The organism is Paenibacillus sp. 01T424, assembly GCF_056398745.1.
Genome location: NZ_JBFTPZ010000004.1, coordinates 42,217 through 63,010, shown reverse-complemented (window position 1 = coordinate 63,010; position 20,794 = coordinate 42,217). Strand labels below are relative to the sequence as shown.

Below are 20,794 nucleotides of genomic sequence, written 5' to 3'. Positions count from 1 at the left end.
ATAAAGCAAGCATTTCGCTTATGAAGGGGAGCCCATCATGTTATCGATTGATCCAACGAGTCAAAGTGTGCAGGACAATTATAAGCTGTTGATTGGCAGTATTGTGCCAAGACCCATTGCTTTTGTCACTACACTCTCAAGCGAAGGTGTTCTGAATGCAGCTCCGTTCAGCTTCTTCAATATCGTTACCGCTAATCCGCCTATGGTTGCGGTATCTGTACAGCGCAAGCCGGGAGGTATCCAGAAGGATACCTCCCGAAATGCCATCGCCAAAGGCGAGTTTGTTGTACATATTTCTGATGAGAGCTATATCGAAGCGATTAATATAACGGCAGCAGCTTTGCCTTCGGAAGAGAGTGAGGTTGCGCTTGCAGGCTTATCGGCTATCGCAAGCGACCTTGTGCGTGTGCCGGGTGTGGCTGAAGCGAGAATTCGTATGGAATGTGTACTTGATCAATCGTTATCGCTTGGCGGTACAGCGGATTCGCCAGCCTGTGATTTATTAATTGGCAAAGTTGTACGTTTCCATGTGGATGAGGCTTTGTACGAGAATGGACGTATTAACGCCGAGGCATTGAAGCCGGTGAGCCGGCTTGCTGGAAACGATTATGCGAAGCTAGGGGAGCAATTCACAATTGTACGGCCAACATAAACGTAATGTGCGGTAGAAAAATGCCGCGGCAGCTGCGAACAAGAAAAACGTCCGTGGCTGCTTTGCAAATCGATCGCCCCGCTAACACAGCAAAAGCTGCCGATTGTTATACTCGGCAGCTTTTTTGCTTAATCGTAAGCTTCAATTTTGATTAGATAATCTCACATGTCGGAAATCGGGTATGAGCCAATAAAATCTAGTATGGTGTCATTAACCAAAACCGGATTTTCTCTAAGCATATGAGGCCTGTGACTGCCGCCCTGAACGACGAGATATCGAGATCCTTTAATCAGGGAACTCAACTGCTTTATCTTCGTTTCACCTACAAAGGGATCATTTTCACCAGTAATAAGCAAGGATGGACAACGAATGCTGCTTAGCTGCTCGCTCGTAAGCTGAGGATAGAGACGCCAGTCGTTCGCAGACTGCCGCATATGCTCTTGCCAATTTCCTCGATGAGCTTCTGCATGCCTTTCAATCATTTGATTGATGGTCGCTTGCTGCCCCTGTTCCAAAAGCCACTCTGGCTCGAATTGCTCGACACCCGTTGGATCTGCATAACCGCTAGTTCCTATCGTAGTTAAAGTAGCAACTCTTTCGGGATAATGAACAGCGCCATACAATCCAACATTCGCCCCCAAGCTGTAGCCGATCAAATGTGCACTAGAAATGCCAAGCGCGTCCATAAATTCGATCGTGTCCTCTACAAGCTGAGGCGTATTCCATTCGAGACTGCTGCACTTTGTTCGCCCATGACCTCTGAAATCCGGATAATAACAGGTATATTTGCTCTGAAAATCAAGCAATTGGCTGGCGAAGGCTAGAATTCCCCGAGAGTAGCCGCTATGCAAAAAAATGACAGGCTCACCGTTTCCCATTTTTTCATAAAAAACGTCCAAATCCTTGAATGGAATGTGGGGCATGATTGTACCGCCTCCTAAGTATCATCTCAAATCAACGGCAGCTTTTTAAACGTTAAGCTTAAAGAGCTATTCTATGAATATCTCTTTTTTTGGAAGAAATGGCAAGGTGCATTGTAGATATAAGACTAGTTTCAATATCTAATTATGCTGAATTGGTTGTTTAAAGAGAAATAGGACTAGTTTCTAGTCCTATTTCTGAGAATTTCACGCTCGGGAGCCGGAATGGCGGTATGCGGTGCCACTGCTTTGCTATGGATTAATCACTATCGATTGCTCCGGTACCTCTCCTGGATTCTCAGCATGAGGGTTCTCTGAACTCTCGAAAGGAACCAAATAGTATTTCTCAGCTTTCAAATCAATCGGAACGTAGCGGTTATACGAACCCTCAGCAGATATTTCCGCTGTGTTTGGCAATAACTCCAGTCCGGATTCACTGACGATTTTAAACGCAATGTGGTTGGATTGCTCGGTCCAGTCATAATATAAAATCGTTGAAATAGGTGATACGACCATGTTTTTTAGATGAATGGATTGTCCGTTTCCAAGTGATATATCCTGATTAAATGCAATCGTTTCACTTGTTGCAGCCAATTGATTCGTCGGAACCTTGATGTCAAAGGACCAAGGATTCTCAATCAGCTTCACTTTCGAGTCGATGCTCCAGTCTAGATTATCGTAACTAATTTGGAAGGCAATCGTTTCACCGATCGGAAGCTCTGAAATTCGCAGCTCATTATAGACGGTATACATGGAATCGTGAACTTTAATGGATTGTCCAGCGGTTCCTGAAGTGAGATTCTGTCCATTCATGAGTACGGTTGGCATCGGATGCATTTGGTAATTAAATTTGACCCCCTTAGCAGGCTCAAAAGTGGAGCTAATAAGCAAACGTCCGTTATCAATCAACGCTTCATCTAAGGTCCATTTCCCGTAATTATTTTCAGCAGTGGCACCAATTTCGGTTTTAAACGGAGAGTAGTCCGCGTTCTCATCTGCATTAGTTGCCATCAATCGCTCCATCAACCCTCCGACGAATGGAACATTGGCAAAAGTCACAGTCCCCGTGCTGATTGAAATACCTGCTGCCAAAATAATGGCCGCCGCAACGCCTGCATATTTCTTTCTGTTATTGGTTTTATGTTTTCTAATTGTACTCCGTACACGTCGGTCCCAGCTCTTTTTTTGGAAGCTCGTGAGCTCCTGTTCTTCATACTGGCTTACATCCAGGTTAAGATCATTTAGCTCTTTATAAATCGACACAGTCTCACTCCTTATCCTTGATTATTTTTGAGCAGATAGCTTTTCAATTTCTTGCGTCCCCTAGAAAGCTTGTTGTGCACCCAAGATTCCTTGGCATTATAGTGCTCCGCGATTTCATGGGAAGGTGTTCCCTCTAAGTAATATTTTTCGAAAATATCCCGCTCACGCGCTGATAGTTGGTCAAACAGCTCATCTACTTGGCTTGTGCCGGCTGCTTCGCTTGTTTTGAGCATGCGATCATCTATTTCGGAAACCGAAAATTGGTGATTGTGAAGCTTGATTTGTTTTCTTTGATAATCAATTGCTTTATATTTGGCAATCGCTGCAAGCCATTGTTTAAAGCCATTTTTCTCTGGATCGAAGTGCAAAATATTGTTCCATACTGAAAGCAGCACATCATCCAGACATTCCTCGTAATCCTGCTGCTGGCCATTTAAATGGCGTTTAATTATGGCAGCAAGCAGTCCTCCATATTGATGGATAATAAAAGAAATGGCTTTTTCGTTTTTGTTCTTTATGTGTTGTACAACATTGTCCTCTGTCAGTTTCAACCGTTCACCCCTCCTTGCAACAATTATTGGCGCCTACTAGGTAATACGAATAGAATTCCATTAATCTATCACATGAGAAAAAAAGTGCTAGCTTCCCGTTTCCATATCGATAATAGATCAAGCATAATAGATAGTGTTGCAATATTCTTATTTTGACATTAATGGTCCATACAAGGAGAGAGTGAGATGCACAAAATAATGATTGTAGAAGATGATCCGAAAATCGCGGAGCTTCTGCTGTCTACTATAACGAAATATGGCTATGAAGGGATACGGGTAAACGATTTTCAGCATGTAATGGAGGAGTTCCATCAAGCCACGCCGGACATGGTTCTTCTTGATGTGAATTTGCCTAGTTATGACGGCTATTACTGGTGCAGGCAAATCCGCAGCGCATCGATCTGCCCGGTGTTGTTTATATTCGCTCGCGACGGTGAAATGGATCAGATCATGGCTCTTGAAAATGGGGGAGATGACTATATCACGAAGCCGTTTCACTCTGGAATTGTGCTGGCCAAAATCCACAGCCATCTTCGACGTGCCTATGGGGAGTATGCCTCCAGATATGAGGAACGCGTTCTCGAAATCGAAGGGCTCATGCTTTATCCCGAAAGGCTGGAGCTGAAGCTAGAAGCTGCAATCATTGCGCTCACGAAAAAAGAATCCGACATCGTAGAAAGCCTCATTGAGCGATATCCACGGGTTGCCAGCCGCGAGGCTCTGCTTGAGAAGCTGTGGGATGATCAGGCTTACGTGGATGAAAATACGCTGAATGTGAACATTACCCGCGTTAGAAGAAAATTTCAAGAGCTTGGCATCGAAGATGCTTTGCTGACGGTGAGAGGTACAGGCTATCGGCTGAACGTCACATGGATGAAGGAAAGTGACAAGTGAAACTGTTTATAAGAGAACACTCTCTGCTCATTGTTGTTCAGCTTTTGCAATTGGGTATCATTTTTTCGATTTATTGGCTCGATGGCTATCACAATTTGAAGACAGCACTTTACGTTGTTTTTCTTGCTTTCTTCATCCTAGGCGGATACCTTGTGTACCACTTTCTTAGTCGGCGACATTATTACCTCCGCCTTAGTCAGCCTCTCGAATCGCTAGATGCTTCATTTCAGAAAATCGGGCAGTCGCCCATCTCGGAGGCGCTCCAGAAACTGTTGCATACCCAGTACCGTCAGTATCAGCAGCAATTATATACAGTAAAGAAGCAGCAGGAGGAGCATCTCGTTTTCATGGACCAATGGGTTCACCAAATGAAAACACCTCTTTCGGTCATTGAGCTCACTGTTCAAAATATCGATGAGCCTGAGTTTGCCAGCATTCGTGAGGAGCTGGAGAGAATGCGCTCGGGATTGCATACGGTCCTCTATATGGCTCGGCTCCGCGCGTTCGAACAGGATTTCCACGTGAAGCCCGTTGTTCTGTCACAAATCATCAGCGCTGTTGTCCATGACAACAAACKACTTTTTATTCGCAATCAGATTTATCCCGAGGTTCATATCAGTACGCCTGAATTAACGGTCGAAACGGATGAGAAATGGCTGTTTTTTATGCTCTCCCAGCTCGTCATCAATGCGATTAAATATTCTGCGAGCAAAGAGACAGAAGGGAAGAAGGTCGTGATTTCCTGCTATTTGCGCGGGAGCGAAGCTATTATTGAAGTTATCGATCGTGGGGTAGGCATTCCTGCTGCGGATATGAAGCGGGTATTTGATCCCTTTTTTACCGGGGAAAACGGACGCGGCATGCGCGAATCAACGGGTATGGGGCTCTATCTGACGAAGGAGGCTGCTGATCGTCTTGGGCATAGAATGGAGCTAACGTCAGTGGTCGATCAAGGTACGGAGGTACGTATTATTTTTGCCGCCTATCAGAAGCTTACAAGCGTGTAATAAAAGTGAAAGTCTAATCGATAGTTAGCGGCTGACCGTCCACAGTATACTGATCACACATTAACTGTTTTCCTCTTGAAAGGAGATCTAAGTATGCTGCATGTAAGACAGGTTAGTAAAATATATGAAGGTAAAATGTCCTATCGGGCTTTGACCGACATTAATTTAACGATTGATGATGGTGATTTTGTTGGGATTATGGGCCCCTCTGGAAGCGGGAAAACAACGCTGCTGAACTTAATTGCAACGATTGACGAGCCGACAACGGGAGACATATCATTTCACGGCAAAACGACCAGCAAGCTGGGCAAAAATGAGTTAGCTATATTTCGCCGCCGTGAGCTTGGATTTGTTTTTCAGGATTTCAATCTGCTTCACACCTTGACGGTTGAGGAGAATATTGTGCTGCCGCTGACATTAGATGGCAACAAGGTTAGCGAAATGAAGAAAAAAGTAAAAGCCATAGCAGAAAAGCTAGGCATTACAGAGATTATGGATAAACGCATGTATGAAATATCTGGGGGGCAGGCACAGCGAGCAGCGATAGCAAGGGCTATGATTCACTCTCCCAAGCTGCTGCTGGCAGATGAGCCGACAGGAAATCTTGACTCCAAAGCAGCGAAGGATGTTATGGAACTGCTGGAGAAAATTAACCGTGAGCAGAAAGCAACAATGATGCTGGTCACGCATGATGCGGTGGCTGCTAGTTATTGCAATCGCGTTATTTTCATTAAGGACGGCAGGTTCTATACGGAAATCCATCGGGGTGACAATCGTCAAACCTTCTTCCAAAAAATTATCGATACGCTTTCGCTGTTAGGAGGATATCATAATGACGTTTCGCCAGTTCGCATTCCGTAACGTCACTCGTAACAAACGGCTTTATGCAGGTTATTTCCTCAGCAGTCTATTTACGGTGATGGTTTTCTTTACTTTTTCTATCTTTGCATATCACCCTGTCCTTAGCGGGGAAAATATTCATTCCAGCGCTACGTTTGCGCTTTCTGTATCCAAGTGGATTATTTATGTCTTTTCCTTCTTTTTTGTTCTCTACTCCATGAGTACATTTCTACAATCGCGCAAAAGAGAATTTGGGCTGATGATCATGCAGGGCATGACCACTGTCCAGCTCCGTCTGATGATTTTTTTGGAAAATATGATTATTGGCCTATTTGCCATTATCGGCGGCATTGGTTTGGGACTTGTGTTTGCAAAGGCGATTTTGCTTGCAGGGGAAAATGTTCTTACCATCAATGAAAAGCTATCCTTTTATATTCCTTATAAGGCTATTGCCCTCACTCTGGTTTCATTTTTGATTCTATTTATTCTCATCTCTTTTTTTATTTCTACCGTACTGCGCAGCGGGCAGCTGGTTACGCTATTAAAGGCAAACAAGCAAGCGAAAAGTGAGCCAAAGTCATCCTTCCTTCTTTCCATGCTAGTACCAATCTTGATTGGAGCAAGCTACTTTCTTAGTTTACGAGCCGATGGGACCGAGGCTATTTTTCTGCTCATTCCGGTTACGATCATGGTTTGCATCGGCACCTACCTGCTGTTTACACAGCTTAGCGTTTATATCATTCGGAAGCTAAAGAGTATGGAATCGATTTTTTGGCTCAAAACGAATATGCTGCTTTTTTCCGATCTCGCCTACCGCTTGAAGGACAACGCGCGTTCGTTCTTTCTGGTCGCTATTATCTCCACTGTCTCGTTTTGTGCGATAGGCTCGCTTTATGGATTTCAATCCATCATCGGAGGAGATCATGTTAAGGGAAATCCTTATCTATTCACCTACCGGACAACGACGGATGGTGATAGCAGCGAGCAAAAGCATATGGAGCAGATTGATCGCACACTGAAAGAATCGAACATCGCAAATGAAAAAGCAATGCTTAAGCTTGGTTATTACAAGGCCTCCAATAGCGATAAAATGATTGTAGTGGTTAAGCAATCCGACTATAACCATTTGGCCGAATTAATGAAAATAGATAAGATTAAGCTTTCAGGCGGCAAAGCAGCGGTTGTCGACTTTGGGTTGTCACGAGCGGGTAAAGCAATGCTTAACGAGCCATTTACGCTGGAGCCTAGTGCTGTGATTGAAGCCAATCGAGCTGTTGTATCGCCAGCGGTACATGGTTTCAGCGGCTATTTCATTGTATCGGATGAACAATTTGCAAAACTCCAGCCTCCAGTACAAGAGAGCCATTATTATGCATGGCATGGACCACTGCGGCAGAAAGAAGCCATAAAGGCAGGCGGTAAGCTTACGAATCTTATTCCCTATAGCGATAAATATGAGTTTTACGCGCTTGAATTTCAAAATTCCGTGTTAAGCGAGCGCTTTGGCCCGATACTGTTCATTGGTTTGTTTATCGGAATCGTGTTTTTTGTCTCCGCAGGCAGTTTTCTTTATTTCCGCCTGTACAGCGATTTGGATGATGACAGGCAGAAGTTCAAAGCGGTTTCGAAAATGGGCCTAAGCGACAAAGAGCTTGCAAAAATACTGAATCGACAAATTATATTGCTATTCTTTGCACCAATCGTGGTGGCATTAGTACATGGGGCTGTTGCCCTCATGACACTATCCAACATGTTTAAATACTCGCTGCTCAAGGAATCCATACTCGTGCTTGGCCTATTTTTTATCGTTCAAGTCATTTACTTCTTCATCGTTCGTTTCTTCTATATTAGGCAGGTAAAGATGGCACTTGCCTAATTGAGCATCATAAAGAAAGAGTGCTTCGGAGGCGATTACACCTTCAAAGCACTCTTCTTTATTTGTCTAATGCTTTAATGAGCAGGTCTGCATAAAACTGTGCTCCATGCTTTTTCAAATGCACGCCATCAGCGGCAAAAAAGTCCTTTTTCCCTTTGCTTGCTGTATACCAGTCTACAATGGTCACGTTCTCCGTCTTTTTCGCTGTGGCTGCGAGCATTTTATTTACGGAATCCTGCCATTTGCGCGGGACACGCGTATTGATGAATATGATTTGACGTTCTGTGCCTAACGTGTCAAGAAGCTCATTCATCTGTTTTGTCGTAAAGGCACCGTTCGTTCCGAGCTGAATGACAACCGTATTTCCAAGCTGGTCATTTTTTTTCAAGCCCTCGATCACATCTAATGCCTGCCCAAACTGTCTTCCTATTTTTCCATCAACCACGATACCCGGAACCAGCTTCTCTAGGAATGGTTCAGCATCCAATAGGACGGAATCACCGATTGCTGTCACGCTGTTTTGATCGATAGGGGTGACAGTCGGTTTGTCTGGTACAGGCTTCTGATTTTTATTTCCCTGTGCGGGATTGCTGGTTGGTTTGTCATTAACAGTTGGTACAGGTTTTGGCTTACTGCCATCGGTACCGTTCACAATGGTATCAACTTTCGGCTGCTCAGGATCGGTGATAGACGGTTCGGTTTTATCCTTACCTGTACCCGGAGCCGTATTAGATTGACCAGGTTGTTCCGTCGCTTGCGGAGGCGTTTGTTTTTCTGGTTCAGCTGGCTTCGGCTCGATCACAGCCTCATTTTGTCCAGTCTTGCCTTGTTCACGATCTTTGCCTGGAGCAGCTTCCTCCGAAACATTCGGCTTGGCGGGCGCAACTACAGAGGTTTCATTGTTCGTGCTATCGCCGCTGGCTGACTGCAAATTCACACTGCTTGTGCAGGATACGCTCGAGAATACAATGACAAGCACGGCGAGATAACTGCTAGCTTTTTTTAATCCAATCCGCTCCGTTATTTGCAGTTTAAACAGGGAATATATTTTTCCAAGCGCACCATGCCTTATAGGCTCCTCTATAAACCGCCAAGAAAGCTCAGCAAGTACGAACGTTAGGATTACTTGAATAAGTGCTCTTACAGGATGCAGCTCCCCACTCTCGGCCGTTGGAGTCGTTAACACGATAATTGGATAATGGTATAAATAAATGCCGTAGGAACGGACGCCGATCCATGCAAGCACTTTACTTCCGATTACATTTKCGAATTTACTTGCGGGATGGGCGAGTGCAGCCACGACAACCGCAGTAGCAAGGGAGAACAGCACCATGCCTCCGCGATATAGAAAAGAATCATACTCATTGGTCTGATTAATCATAACCAAAATGATGACGAAGCCGAACGTGCCTACAGCATCCATAAGCATGCGGCTGCGTGCAGACAAGGTCGATGACAGCTTCCAACTCGGCCAAACGATAGCAAGCGCTGCCCCAATGAGAAGGGCAAAGGCTCTGGTGTCCGTCCCATAGTAAACACGGCTTGGATCAACACCCGGCTGGTAAAGGAGTACCATTGCACTGGCTGATACCGCAGCTGCCGCCAGTGTCCACAGTGCAAGTTTGCCCCGTTTTGGAGAGAAGCGGATAACGGCTAACAGCACGAGGGGCCACAATAAATAAAATTGTTCTTCCACTGCAAGCGACCATAAATGGCCGAACGGTGAAGCGGGGCCGAAGCTCTCGAAATAGGAAACCTCATGGAAAATAAGATACCAGTTGCTTATATAAAGAAGCGCTGACCCGATATCGCCTTTTAGAGACAATAACCGGCCTGTATCACTAATCAACAGCCATAATGAAACGACAGCTATCATGAGGAACATCGCAGGCAGCAATCGCCTAGCTCGGCGAATAAAAAACGTTTTGAGATCTAATTTCTTGGAAGGATGAAGCTGTTTCAGCAAAATGTCCGTGATTAAATACCCAGAGAGGACAAAAAACATAGTAACCCCGAGCAGTCCGCCCGGTACCCATTGCAAGTTCAAGTGATAAGCAATGACGGCAAGAACGGCAATGGCGCGCAAGCCATCCAGTCCCGGCATATAGCGACTACTGTTGCCGATTGGTTTAGGCATGGCGGAATCCTCCTACATGAATTTGAATGGGGAGAATTGCAGCAAGGTCGATGAGAATAAGACGGTGGAAAAAGCGATGATTACGAATAATACCGATGGTAAAAATGGTGTTCAGCCCCTCTGGATGATGAATCGTTGTAAATCAATTATATGGCGGCAGCTAAAATAATTCGTAACAGAACAGTTACAAATCGGTATCAAACTGGAAACAAAAAAAATGAAAAGCTACAGAACGAATAAATGCATGTTTCCACCAGTAAAGGGAACCGTAACCACAAGTATTTTTTTGGGAGGTTCCCTAGATGAGAATCGTAAAATTTTGGATCGCTTCGTTTCTTGCGTTGTTGTTTATGACGAGTGGAGCAGATATTGCAGCGGCACCGAATGGGGAACAAGAACAACTTCTAAGGGCTGCTTTTGTGCGAAATGGCGAGCTTTGGCTAAAGACAGGTCAAGTGGAGAAGAAGCTTGTAAGCGGACCTATTGTGCGCAATCCCAAGTGGTCATTCGATGGAGAATGGCTTGCATATACGCAGGGAGATGCAGAGCAAGAGCTATGGGTGCTGCATTTACCAACAGGCAAGAGCAAGCTCGTCGCTGCAAATGTCGGCAAAAATTTTCAATGGGCACCGAAGAATAAGCTGCTGGCATATCAGATAAAGGATCAACTGCAATACGTTGATGCGAGCTCGCCGGACAAACCGCTTGGTTCCGCTGCAGCCATAGATAATTTCTCATGGCTGCCATATGGTAAAGGTTTTTTTGCTTCTTCACAGTCAGAGCTGCTCCCGGATGGATGGACGCCGATCCATCTTTATCAAATACCACTTCGTACAATGGACGATCCTCGCACCTATACAACCGTTCATGTGCTGCCAGCACCATCTGACGATTTTTTTGCGGTCGGCACGAGCGAGTTCAAATGGTCCGCTGATGGTCGATGGATCGCATTTCTTGCTAAGCCAACCGCGTCATTATCGGCCGATAGCAACATCCTTTGTGTGATTTCAACGGACGGCGTTGTATTTCGAACACTTGATGAGATGGTGAATAATCCCCAGTGGTTCTCATGGGCAAAGAGCGGCAGCCGGCTCGCTTACATTGCAGGGATCGGGCGCGAGGCCACCAGCAATAAACAGCTGAAGGTGCTGGAAGTAACCTCAGAGAAGGGGGCTGCGTACACGCCTAAGCATTTCGTTGATCAAGTATTTGTTTGGCAGGATTTGCAGCATATTATTGTGTCGAGAGCAGCGGAATCTAAGCCGGATGGTGATCAGCGCCGCGCAGCATTTCCTTACTTAGTGAGGGTGGAGCTGAATAATGGCGTGCAAAAACATTTGACAAAGCCCTCCCGAAAGCATGGCGCTTATAACCCGGTAGTTCTTCATTCGAAGCTCTTTTGGGTGAGGGATGATCACATTACAGCAAATGTAATCATGGCGGACATAGATGGACACCATGCAGTGGAATGGATAAAAGGTATCGACCAAGCAGATTCTTATTATGGACAATGGGACTGGTCTGAGGTGATTGCATTCTATTGAGTGCATCATAACGTATGCCGCAAAGATCAGAATATGCTCAATTGATAACCTATTCTACATGCTATAATATAAGGAGGTAATGAAGACAAGCTGGCTGAGGAACGCCCAGTTCAATTATAATAATTACTTAAACAAGGGAGTGGAACAATCAATGATTAGTAAAGTCGGTCAAATCATGCTGTATGTAGATAACCAAGATAAGGCAGTAGAATTTTGGACAGAAAAAGTAGGTTTTCAAGTCATTTCTGAAGAAAATAACGGCCAAGGGTTTCGATATATTGAAATTGCTCCTACAAAGGATTCAGAAACAACGATCATTCTACATAATAAGGAATTCGTTGCAAAAATGTCACCAGGATTAAATCTTGGTACACCATCTTTAATGTTTTTTACGGAACACTTCGAACAGCTGCATGGCGACTTGTCCAATAAAAGTGTCACTGTCGGTGACATTGTAACGATGCCTTCTGGAAGAGTATTCAACTTTGCAGATGATGAAGCAAACTACTTTGCTGTAATGGAGAAAAAGTAATATTCCCCTCCAATGTTAGTGTATTAGGAAACGAAAGCTCTATCAAACAGCGGCAGTCTTTCGAGACTGCCGCTGTTCTTGCAATGACAAGTTAATTCATGCTCTTTATTCGAACAATCCCTTCAGTTGATGCCGCGTCTTCGTACATAAAATATAAAGAATAATCTCCTGTTGTATAACTAATGCCATATTCATCATACCCGCCTTCAGAATTGCCTTCGGAATCTGGTTCTCCCAAAACCTTTTTAACCTCTTCTACAGATTCGTTTATTTTTATATCGATTACGCCTATCTTATTTTCGTCCCAAATATAGAAGTAGCAGTTATCATATTTTAAATAATCAGCATTTTCAAATCCAACCTCGTCAGGCTGTCCATAGGCTTCCTCTAGTTCGCTCCTAGAGTGGTTTAAATTTACTTTCAAGCCCTTAAGCTGCCCTTTTTCGGCTGTTTCTAGAAGCTCACTGTCGAGGCTAAATCGACACGAATTCCCTTTACCCGTTTCTATTTGAGGTGTTGCAGGTTCCTCGGCTTTCGTACAAGCAGAGAGGAGGAGCATCGATAGTAAAAGGCATATTCCAGTGGTTTTGCTTATCATTCTTATCATAGAAACGCCTCCAATAGTTCACTCGATATAACTATAAACGGGCCGAGTAAATGTAATGTTTCAAGAGCCTCGCGCTGTCAAGCTAGGTCAAGTGTACAAGATGTCTGAGGACTGGCTGAGAGAGGACCCTCTTTCTATGCTGAGACAAATGAGCGGTGTTGTGAAAAGGCTTGGTGAGTGAGGTGTGGTCGTGCTTGGCCAATACAGATAGAGCTCTGTTCATGAAGCACCCGCCACCTATTTGAAATATTTGCTAATTAATCAGACTGCGTAATAGGGGAAATGTTTCATCAATAAATTAAATTATGTTCGAGGTTTAGCAAGGCGGCGTCTAGTCTCATGAAGTCGTTGCATCTAAACAAAAAAAGGGATGCTCTTAAGCAAATAAATTCGCTTGAGAGCATCCCTATTTCTTATATCTGAACAAGCAGCAAAATGATAGATGATAAACATAAGCATGTGCTGACCAAGCATAGGAACATGACGACCTGCTTATGATTGAGGCCAGCCCGCAGCAAGCGATAATGCGCTTGGCTTGCATCTGCCTGATAGATCGCTTTGCCTTGCAGCATGCGTTTCACGACAACGAATATATTATCGAAGATCGGTACGCCGAGAGCGAGAATCGGGATAAACAATGACATCACGGTAGCTTGCTTAAACGCGCCGTCTAGTGCAATGACCGCCAAAATAAACCCAAGGAAGGTAGCTCCAGCATCGCCCATAAAGATTTTTGCAGGAGGTTTGTTATATCGCAGGTACGCAATGGTGACACCTACTAAAATAATAGCCATGATGGCGGAATTGGATTGTCCTTTGGCCAGTGCTACAACGAACAGCGTTACGGCAGAAATCGCCGAAAGCCCTCCAGCGAGCCCGTCCATGCCATCGGAGAAGTTAATGACCGTCGTTACGCCAAAGATCCACAAAATCGTAAGCGTAAACTGCAAAATAACGGGAAGCAGCACGTATTCTCCTGAAAGTGGATTGTAAAAGCCGGTAAATGCGATGCCAGAAGCATAAACGAGCACCGCTGCTGATATTTGGACGATAAATTTAGGAAGCGACGGAAAGTCTTTGCCTTTCGTCTTGTACCAATCATCTACCGTGCCGATGAAGAGAAGCAGTACGCCGCCTAGAAATATGGCGCCAGTTTGCAGGGAGAAATCTCTTGTGACGAGCAAATAAGTAAAGAAAAATCCGATGAAAATAACATAACTAGCAGTAAGAGGGATCGGTTCCCTATGAATTTTTCGCTCAACATCCTTGCGGGGCTTGTCCACAAAATCAAGACGGAAAGCCAGCTTTGCAAACGGAGGAATTAAGAAATAAACGATAGCAAAGGAAACTAACAAAGAGATTGCATATAAAATAATAGTCACCACCGTTAGTTAATGAAGGAACAACAGAATTATACAATTCGTGAAGAAAATTGTCGATTGGAGATTACATAAGTGAGAAGATATTAATCTTTAGAAGCTGCCTGCAGCACGCCCTTCATTACATAATCAAGATGCATCCTTCCTGCCCAGATTGAATAAAGATAAGCGATAATTTGTTTAAACGTATCGGCTTGTTGTTAATAGTTCAACTGATAAGGGAGCGATAGATATGAAGCTGGATTGTGCCATCATCGGCGGCGGGCCTGCTGGTTTAAATGCAGCGCTCGTGCTGGGCAGATCGCGAAGAGTTGTAATTGTATTTGATCACAATAAGCCTAGAAACGCGGTAACCCATGAGTCGCATGGCTTCATCACGCGAGATGGCATTGAGCCGCGCGAGCTTCGTCGATTAGCCCATGCAGATATTGCTCAATATCCTTCGGTTACCATTAAGCCTGATAAAGTGACGGAGGTGCAGCGAAGCGAGATGGGCTTCCATCTGATGACAAGCAACGGTGTTATTTATCACGCTCGTACGCTTATTTTGGCAGCAGGTCTGAAGGAATCTTTGCCTGCTATCCCCGGCATACGAGATTTTTATGGCAGAAGCTTGTTCAGCTGCCCGTACTGCGATGGCTGGGAGCTGCGTGATCAACCGCTCGTCGTCATTTCGGAGGGCTCGAATATTTTCAATTTGGCGAAAACGGTGTTTAACTGGAGTCGCAATGTAGTCGTTTGTACGAATGGAATRAACAGCCTTAGCTCGCAGCAGATCGGTCAACTAGGCCAAAGAGGGATTCAAGTGACGCAGCAAAAAATTAAAGCTCTCCATGGCGAGAATGGCCGCCTTCATCGTATCGTATTTGCGAATAACACCGAGATTGAGCGCACAGGCGGCTTTGTTACGCCATCATGGGGCCAAGCAGCGCACTTCGGGGAGGCGCTTGGCTGTGCGATGACACAGGCAGGCGGCTTCGTTACCGATGATTACGGCAGAACGAGCATAAGGGGCATATATGCAGCTGGCGATTCTTCTATTATTGTACCTGCACAGCTTGTTGTCGCAGCCGGAGAAGGCAGCAAAGCTGCCATTGGGGTCAATACCGATTTGTCGCATCAGGATTTTGGATTTTAGCAGCTGAAGTGAGCGTTTATAAACGCAGCAGTATCGTTATACCTATTAAGGTTTTTTTGCTAAAATAAGGATCAGTTAATAGACATCGTTGTTACATCCCTACTCATTATGGGTATTGGTGTTGGACTGAATTAATTAGACGGCTCTAAAAGTATAGAGAGTGTTAATTATCAGCGAGAAAAGGAGGGATCATATGTTAGAAAAACTGCATCCAGACGATCATGTTTTAAATCAATTTCCATTTATGCGAGATGAGCTGCAATATAATCTGATTCATTTGATTACGGCATTGGAAGGCGCAACGAGCTTGAAGACGTCTGACGGACGGCTGCTCTTTGCAGGTTCGCCTGGGCATAACGCTTGGTTATGGCTATCGGAGGATATGACGGAAGAGCGCAGAGACATGCTTATGCAGGAGCTTATCGCTTATTACGAAGGAACGGATTTGCCGGGTATATGCGGAGCTCCGTCTACGGCAGAACCGTTCGCGAAAATGTATGCGGAGGCGAACCAGCTGCAATATCGTGCTTATATGTTGATGACTGCTTATTCATGCCCAAAGGTGATTAAGCCCATGAAGGTAAAAGGGAAAATGATTCAAGCAACGCGCCAGCATGTAGAGCTTGTCGCTGAGTTTTTGGCTGGCTTCTCTGAGGACGCGTATGGGGCGTCGGTTATACCTGCCAGTCAGATGCCCGCTGCAGAGGGAATGGTTATGAGAGGCAATTTATATTTCTGGTCTGTTGATGAGCTGCCAGTAGCGATGGCCAACATCGCACATCGATCTCCGCGGCACGGACGGATCAATGCGGTTTATACGCCGTCTGTCCTTCGTAGAAACGGCTATGCCAGTGCGGTCGTAGCGGGAATTTGCGAAATTTTGGAGGAAGAGAACAGGGAGCCGATGCTGTATGCGGATAATAAAAACCCTGCTGCTAACAAAGTCTATCAAAATATAGGTTTTGTCCAGAGTGGACCGATTGCTGAAATTAGATTTATGTAGATGCAAAAGCTTAGAAAGTAGGAACTGATTTGAAGATTGATCGTTTACTCGCGATGACGGTACTGCTTCTTAACCGGGGACGAATAAGCGCCAAGGAGCTGGCGGATCGTTTTGAAGTATCAACAAAAACAATTTACCGCGACATGGATACGTTAAGCCAGTCCGGCATTCCGGTATTGGCTCATCAAGGGACAACGGGCGGGTTCGAGATTATGGAGCAATATACGCTGTCTCGTCACTATCTAACATTAGCAGAAATCTCGTCGCTTATAGCAGCCGTCAAAGGCATAGGTACCGCATTAGATGATGCGACCTATGCTGGTTTGCATGAGAAGGTAAGAGCATTGCTGCACAAATCGGATAAGCTTCAGAACGATCACCTTGGAGATAGCTTGGTTTTTGATTTGAACCCTTGGGGACAGGGACCAGCAGCGCGCGACAAGGTAAACTTGTTCAAGAAGGCGATTGAAGAGACGCGGAAGGCGGGGCTCAGCTATATTAACATGAACGGCTCGGAGACGGAGCGAGTGATTGAGCCGTATGCGCTCATTTTGAAGGGGAACATATGGTATTTGCAGGCTTATTGCACGCTTCGCGAGCAGTTTCGCGTGTTCCGTTTATCGCGCATACAGAAGCTGAATCTATTGTTTGAGCAATTTGAACGCCGCGAGACTCCTTCGCTGGACAGTTACGCATGGGATGTAGAATGGTCGAAAAATGCCGATACCAATGTAACGCTTATTTTCCAGCCGCAGGTGCGCCACCGTGTAGGAGATGCTTTCCATCCGGATCAAGTGACTGTATTAGCGGATGGAAGCTTGCGTGTGGAAGGCAAGCATACGATAGATGACTGGTTTTATGGGATGCTGCTAAGCTACGGTGATCAGGTTAAGGTTGAGCAGCCTCAGGCTCTCGTGGAGGAAATCATTTTGCGAGCTCAAAATATTGTTAACCGTTATAAGAACTAAGACAGACAGCTGTCCAGTTTCCTACGGTAAAATAAGATCATACCAAGGAAATGGGGAAACAGCAGATGAATGATACCATTGCAGTAAAACCAGCAGTTACGCTTATAGGGGTAACAACGCGCACGACGAATGCCCAGGAAGCGGGAGCAAACGGACTTTTGTCCAGTCTATGGGATTCTTATTTCACCAGCGGTATCTCAGAACGAGCACAGGTGAATAACGGTCATCTTATCTATGCGCTGTATACGGATTATGAAAGTGATGCTAGTGGAGCCTACACGGTGCTTATTGGGCATGAGCGGGCAGATGCACAAGCCGAGCTGCCGGATGGACTAGAGCAAGCGACGGTTCCAGAGGCTAAATTTATGGTTTTTAAAACGAAGAAGGGTCCCGTTTATGAGGTTGTAGCGCAAGCATGGGGCGAGATTTGGGCGTTTTTCGAGCATTCGTCTATTGAGCGCACTTATGGCGGCGATTACGAGCTGTATGACGGCCGGACCTTTGACCCTGCGAATGCGGAAGTCGACATCTACATTGCGATAAAATAAAAAAACGGTTGTCCTATTGGCTGATTCAGCTGAAAGGACAACCGTTTTTTGTATTCTTTGCTGATGGTTCAATTACTCTGCTTGATAATCCTGAACGAGAAGCTCCAGAGCGCCCGTTTCGGGGTCGAGTATAAAGCCGTGAACTGGAATGGCTTTTGGGAAGAGAGGATGCTTACGAATCAATTTGACGCTGTGCATGACGCCTTCCTCGGAGCTTGAGAAGCCACGAAGGAATTTATCCATGCGTATGCCTGAATTTTCGAGCGTTTCGATGGCAAGCGGATCAATGCCATGCTCTTGGAATTTGCTGACCATGCCTTCAGTATTGAGGTTGGTCATACCGCAGCCATGATGGCCAATGACGAGAACCTCGCGAGCCCCAAGCTCGTACACGGCGATGAGGATGCTGCGCATCGCGCTTCCGAACGGCTGAGTCAGAATGGCGCCAGCATTTTTAATAAATTTGGCATCGCCATTTTTTAAATTTAATGCTTTTGGCAGAAGCTCTACAAGTCTAGTGTCCATACAAGTAAGGACTGCAATCTTCTTATCAGGAAATTTGTCAGTCAAATAGGCTTCATATTGTTTTTCCTCAACAAATTTCTTATTAAACTCCAATATTTGCGGAACCATGGACATATAATTGCCTCCTAACCCAAGATCGTTTTTCTATTGTTTATTTTATTATTCATAGAAAAAGGGGGCTAGTCAAATGTTTTACTAGTGAATTAATCCGCTCTGCTTTGCTTTTTCCAGCATTTTGGTAGAATAGCGGTTAATCCATTTCTTCAGAGCTAGGCCAATCAGCAGTGCAGCACCAGCAAAAAGGGCAAGAGCAATTAAATCTCTGGCAACGATATCCCATAAGATACCGCCCACCGCTTCGCGCATCATGCTGATCGCGTAGGTGAAGGGCAGGAAGGGGTGAATCGCTTGAAAAAATGGCGGTGTAACTTGAATTGGGAACGTGCCGCCAGATCCTGCAAGCTGAAGCACGAGCAGAACAATAGCCATCGCCTTGCCGACATTGCCAAATACGGATACAAGCGTGTACACAATCAGCATGAACACCGCGCTCAAAATAACGCCAAACAGCACAAACCATATTTTGTCGGCGACATAAGCCTTTAGCAGCCATATATCGCCGATCGTAACAAGCAGCGACTGTACAATCGCAATCGTAAGGAAGGTCAGGTAACGCCCAAAATAGACGTGATAGCTGCGGTATGCGGTTTCTGCTGTCGAATGGACGTCCACACTAAGCAGTGAAACGAGCAGCAGCGCACCAACCCATAGCGATAACGTTGTGAAAAATGGGGACATGGCTGAACCGTAATTCGGTATCGGATATAGGCGGTTCTCCTTCAATATAACCGGCTCAGCGAAAAAAGCACCCTCGCGTTCGGCGTCATTTTTGAGCAAATCAACAAGCTCATTTAAATTGCCTTCCTTCTCCAAGTCACGAATCCGCTGTGCGAGCCCTCTGATTTTTTGCTCTGCTGCGGGTAAGTTTTTTTGAATGTTGGCCATTTCCTTGCCGCCAAGCTCTAGTCCCTTAGCGGCGTCGCTTACGATGGATGCAGCACTCGGAATGACCTTGTTTGCTTCCGCTAATATGGACTCTGCGGTTGCAGCTGATTTTTTCGCTTTGTCAGCTGCTTGTTTGATATGCGGCAAAATTTCACTGTCATAACGGCCTAGCACATCCGTTAAGAACGAAGAGGTTTCCTTGGATAAGGTGCCGAGACGATCAATTAGCGTTTGCGCTGGCTTCTCGCCCTTTTCGACTGCTGACCGGATTTGCTTAACAATCGTAAGCTGCTGCTGAAACCTTGTGTTCACCTGTTTTAGTCGATCAATGGTCGACACGATTACTTTACTTGGTGCCAAATCATTCAAGCGATCGAGCAAATTCAGCATCCCATCAATGACGATGATGGAGCTTGTCAGGCGCTGCTCTGCCAGCTCCAAGCTCTTTTTTACCACTTCAGGATCTATATTCGTATCTTGTAATATGCCGACAAGCTCCTCCACCGAATTGGCCGTTTGCAGCAGCAGCTGCAAATCCTGCTTAATCAGCGGGCCAGCCGTGTCGAGGGACGATTTGCTTTGGTCAAAAAAAGTACCAAGCTGCTTGGAGAAAGCTTCGCCGTCCTTGGCGAGCTTGGCAGCTTTTGGTAGCTCCGTTTGAACGGTTGCAACGATTTTTTTCGATTTTTCAATATCGGTAACCGCTAGTGCGACGGCGTCATTAATCTGAGGAAATAAGGTTTCCAGCTTGAATACAGTACTGCGAACCTGCTCAATCGCTGGTTTGTTCTCCTCGAGCTCAATGCCTATTTGATTGAATATACGAAAAATCGTTTCGTTAGCGGTTTTGACGAAGCTTGCGCGAACCTGCTCAATGATGCCGCTCGCACCCTTCTGGGCGATTTTTGGCGATACGGCATTGATCTTCTCATTTACCGCGTAATCGAGCTCTGCTTGTTGAAGATTGTTCGATAGCACCGTGGCCATTTTGGCAGAAAAATCGGGCGGAATGGTGATGCTGGCATAATAGTCGCCATGCTTAACGCCTTCAATGGCCTTGTTGCCCTCTACGAACACCCAGCCAATTTTTTTATTTTCCTTCAAGGAGGCTATAATTTCGTCTCCAACTTTGATGGGCGTCCCATGCAGCACAGCGCCTTCATCGTTGTTCACGACGGCAATAGCAAGTGAACTGGTCTGGCCGTATGGGTCCCAAGACGCTTCAATGTTGAACCAAGCATATAAAGACGGCAAAAAAGCGAGTCCGACGATGACGATGGCAGCTGCGCTGTTCCGGAAAATACTGCGAAGATCTTTGGCGTAAATAGCGAATATAGGCCCCATGTTCTCCCACCTTCAACAATGATTTACTTAGTATTGCTGAATAGTCCAAAAACTACACCAC

At 45.4% G+C, this 20,794-nt stretch carries 20 protein-coding genes; 12 read left to right on the top strand and 8 right to left on the bottom strand.

The genetic code is table 11. From position 1 onward, the window contains the following. Positions 1-37 precede the first annotated feature (37 nt). Positions 38-652 carry a flavin reductase family protein gene (locus AC1DPK_RS04880; RefSeq protein ID WP_477509515.1) on the top strand — a complete coding sequence of 205 codons (615 nt, stop codon included), beginning with the start codon at positions 38-40 and terminating at the stop codon, positions 650-652. A 161-nt stretch (positions 653-813) separates the two neighbouring features. Here the strand turns inward: AC1DPK_RS04880 and AC1DPK_RS04875 are convergent, their stop codons facing one another. From AC1DPK_RS04875 to AC1DPK_RS04865, 3 genes are all read right to left on the bottom strand, one after another. Continuing rightward, complete coding sequence (locus tag AC1DPK_RS04875; RefSeq protein WP_477509514.1) at positions 814-1,575, bottom strand: alpha/beta fold hydrolase; 762 nt, start codon at positions 1,573-1,575, stop codon at positions 814-816. A gap of 249 nt (positions 1,576-1,824) precedes the next feature. Further along, positions 1,825-2,835, bottom strand: coding sequence for a DUF4179 domain-containing protein (locus AC1DPK_RS04870; RefSeq protein WP_477509513.1), 1,011 nt, complete (start codon positions 2,833-2,835; stop codon positions 1,825-1,827). An 11-nt stretch (positions 2,836-2,846) separates the two neighbouring features. Beyond that, positions 2,847-3,386 (bottom strand): sigma-70 family RNA polymerase sigma factor, encoded by a 540-nt coding sequence (locus tag AC1DPK_RS04865; RefSeq protein WP_441878427.1) that lies wholly within the window; start codon positions 3,384-3,386, stop codon positions 2,847-2,849. A 186-nt stretch (positions 3,387-3,572) separates the two neighbouring features. Between AC1DPK_RS04865 and AC1DPK_RS04860 the strand changes: the two genes are divergently transcribed. The 4 genes from AC1DPK_RS04860 to AC1DPK_RS04845 all read left to right on the top strand — a co-directional run bounded on the left by AC1DPK_RS04860 (position 3,573) and on the right by AC1DPK_RS04845 (position 8,003). Continuing rightward, on the top strand, positions 3,573-4,280 hold the full coding sequence (locus AC1DPK_RS04860; protein ID WP_477509512.1) for a response regulator transcription factor: 708 nt from the start codon (positions 3,573-3,575) through the stop codon (positions 4,278-4,280). Continuing rightward, on the top strand, positions 4,277-5,287 hold the full coding sequence (locus tag AC1DPK_RS04855; RefSeq protein WP_477509511.1) for a sensor histidine kinase: 1,011 nt from the start codon (positions 4,277-4,279) through the stop codon (positions 5,285-5,287). The genes AC1DPK_RS04860 and AC1DPK_RS04855 overlap by 4 nt, the downstream gene beginning before the upstream one ends. Positions 5,288-5,380: 93 nt before the next feature. After that, on the top strand, positions 5,381-6,148 hold the full coding sequence (locus tag AC1DPK_RS04850) for an ABC transporter ATP-binding protein (RefSeq protein ID WP_441878433.1): 768 nt from the start codon (positions 5,381-5,383) through the stop codon (positions 6,146-6,148). Then, positions 6,120-8,003 (top strand): FtsX-like permease family protein, encoded by a 1,884-nt coding sequence (locus AC1DPK_RS04845; RefSeq protein WP_441878435.1) that lies wholly within the window; start codon positions 6,120-6,122, stop codon positions 8,001-8,003. The genes AC1DPK_RS04850 and AC1DPK_RS04845 overlap by 29 nt, the downstream gene beginning before the upstream one ends. Positions 8,004-8,061: 58 nt before the next feature. On the opposite strand, the gene AC1DPK_RS04840 is transcribed toward AC1DPK_RS04845, so the two are convergent. Beyond that, positions 8,062-10,140: an acyltransferase family protein gene (locus tag AC1DPK_RS04840; RefSeq protein WP_477509510.1), complete on the bottom strand. Its 2,079-nt coding sequence runs from the start codon at positions 10,138-10,140 to the stop codon at positions 8,062-8,064. A gap of 16 nt (positions 10,141-10,156) precedes the next feature. Between AC1DPK_RS04840 and AC1DPK_RS04835 the strand changes: the two genes are divergently transcribed. The 3 genes from AC1DPK_RS04835 to AC1DPK_RS04825 all read left to right on the top strand — a co-directional run bounded on the left by AC1DPK_RS04835 (position 10,157) and on the right by AC1DPK_RS04825 (position 12,216). Next, positions 10,157-10,309 carry a hypothetical protein gene (locus tag AC1DPK_RS04835; RefSeq protein ID WP_339205563.1) on the top strand — a complete coding sequence of 51 codons (153 nt, stop codon included), beginning with the start codon at positions 10,157-10,159 and terminating at the stop codon, positions 10,307-10,309. Between the two features lie 133 nt (positions 10,310-10,442). Continuing rightward, positions 10,443-11,684, top strand: coding sequence for a TolB-like translocation protein (locus AC1DPK_RS04830; RefSeq protein ID WP_477509509.1), 1,242 nt, complete (start codon positions 10,443-10,445; stop codon positions 11,682-11,684). 151 nt (positions 11,685-11,835) lie between these two features. Next, positions 11,836-12,216 carry a VOC family protein gene (locus AC1DPK_RS04825; protein ID WP_441878494.1) on the top strand — a complete coding sequence of 127 codons (381 nt, stop codon included), beginning with the start codon at positions 11,836-11,838 and terminating at the stop codon, positions 12,214-12,216. 91 nt (positions 12,217-12,307) lie between these two features. Here the strand turns inward: AC1DPK_RS04825 and AC1DPK_RS04820 are convergent, their stop codons facing one another. Then, a complete protein-coding gene (locus tag AC1DPK_RS04820) occupies positions 12,308-12,823 on the bottom strand; it encodes a DUF4309 domain-containing protein (protein ID WP_477509508.1) in 516 nt (171 codons plus the stop codon). 413 nt (positions 12,824-13,236) lie between these two features. Further along, positions 13,237-14,205, bottom strand: coding sequence for an MraY family glycosyltransferase (locus AC1DPK_RS04815; protein WP_477509507.1), 969 nt, complete (start codon positions 14,203-14,205; stop codon positions 13,237-13,239). 229 nt (positions 14,206-14,434) lie between these two features. On the opposite strand from AC1DPK_RS04815, the gene AC1DPK_RS04810 reads away from it, so the two are divergent. The 4 genes from AC1DPK_RS04810 (at position 14,435) to AC1DPK_RS04795 (ending at position 17,859) form a co-directional block, all read left to right on the top strand. Then, entirely contained in the window at positions 14,435-15,340 is a 906-nt protein-coding gene (locus AC1DPK_RS04810) for an NAD(P)/FAD-dependent oxidoreductase (RefSeq protein ID WP_477509506.1), read from the top strand. A gap of 193 nt (positions 15,341-15,533) precedes the next feature. Then, a complete protein-coding gene (locus tag AC1DPK_RS04805; RefSeq protein ID WP_477509505.1) occupies positions 15,534-16,343 on the top strand; it encodes a GNAT family N-acetyltransferase in 810 nt (269 codons plus the stop codon). A gap of 29 nt (positions 16,344-16,372) precedes the next feature. Next, a complete protein-coding gene (locus tag AC1DPK_RS04800; RefSeq protein WP_477509504.1) occupies positions 16,373-17,311 on the top strand; it encodes a helix-turn-helix transcriptional regulator in 939 nt (312 codons plus the stop codon). Between the two features lie 65 nt (positions 17,312-17,376). Next, complete coding sequence (locus AC1DPK_RS04795) at positions 17,377-17,859, top strand: GyrI-like domain-containing protein (RefSeq protein WP_477509503.1); 483 nt, start codon at positions 17,377-17,379, stop codon at positions 17,857-17,859. A 72-nt stretch (positions 17,860-17,931) separates the two neighbouring features. Here AC1DPK_RS04795 and AC1DPK_RS04790 read toward each other — a convergent pair whose 3' ends face one another. Continuing rightward, the gene (locus tag AC1DPK_RS04790; protein WP_477509502.1) at positions 17,932-18,498 is read right to left on the bottom strand and encodes a beta-class carbonic anhydrase; all 567 of its coding nucleotides are present in this window, start codon (positions 18,496-18,498) and stop codon (positions 17,932-17,934) included. An 81-nt stretch (positions 18,499-18,579) separates the two neighbouring features. Continuing rightward, positions 18,580-20,733: a YhgE/Pip domain-containing protein gene (locus AC1DPK_RS04785; protein ID WP_477509501.1), complete on the bottom strand. Its 2,154-nt coding sequence runs from the start codon at positions 20,731-20,733 to the stop codon at positions 18,580-18,582. Between the last annotated feature and the right edge of the window lie 61 nt (positions 20,734-20,794).

Bases quoted from the DNA above. Each gene is read 5' to 3' on its own strand.
- AC1DPK_RS04795 (WP_477509503.1), top strand. From the start codon at position 17,377: ATGAATGATACCATTGCAGTAAAACCAGCAGTTACGCTTATAGGGGTA.
- AC1DPK_RS04845 (WP_441878435.1), top strand. From the start codon at position 6,120: ATGACGTTTCGCCAGTTCGCATTCCGTAACGTCACTCGTAACAAACGG.
- AC1DPK_RS04835 (WP_339205563.1), top strand. From the start codon at position 10,157: ATGAATTTGAATGGGGAGAATTGCAGCAAGGTCGATGAGAATAAGACG.
- AC1DPK_RS04875 (WP_477509514.1), bottom strand. From the start codon at position 1,575: ATGCCCCACATTCCATTCAAGGATTTGGACGTTTTTTATGAAAAAATG.
- AC1DPK_RS04880 (WP_477509515.1), top strand. From the start codon at position 38: ATGTTATCGATTGATCCAACGAGTCAAAGTGTGCAGGACAATTATAAG.
- AC1DPK_RS04785 (WP_477509501.1), bottom strand. From the start codon at position 20,733: ATGGGGCCTATATTCGCTATTTACGCCAAAGATCTTCGCAGTATTTTC.
- AC1DPK_RS04860 (WP_477509512.1), top strand. From the start codon at position 3,573: ATGCACAAAATAATGATTGTAGAAGATGATCCGAAAATCGCGGAGCTT.
- AC1DPK_RS04790 (WP_477509502.1), bottom strand. From the start codon at position 18,498: ATGTCCATGGTTCCGCAAATATTGGAGTTTAATAAGAAATTTGTTGAG.
- AC1DPK_RS04850 (WP_441878433.1), top strand. From the start codon at position 5,381: ATGCTGCATGTAAGACAGGTTAGTAAAATATATGAAGGTAAAATGTCC.
- AC1DPK_RS04820 (WP_477509508.1), bottom strand. From the start codon at position 12,823: ATGATAAGAATGATAAGCAAAACCACTGGAATATGCCTTTTACTATCG.
- AC1DPK_RS04825 (WP_441878494.1), top strand. From the start codon at position 11,836: ATGATTAGTAAAGTCGGTCAAATCATGCTGTATGTAGATAACCAAGAT.
- AC1DPK_RS04805 (WP_477509505.1), top strand. From the start codon at position 15,534: ATGTTAGAAAAACTGCATCCAGACGATCATGTTTTAAATCAATTTCCA.
- AC1DPK_RS04830 (WP_477509509.1), top strand. From the start codon at position 10,443: ATGAGAATCGTAAAATTTTGGATCGCTTCGTTTCTTGCGTTGTTGTTT.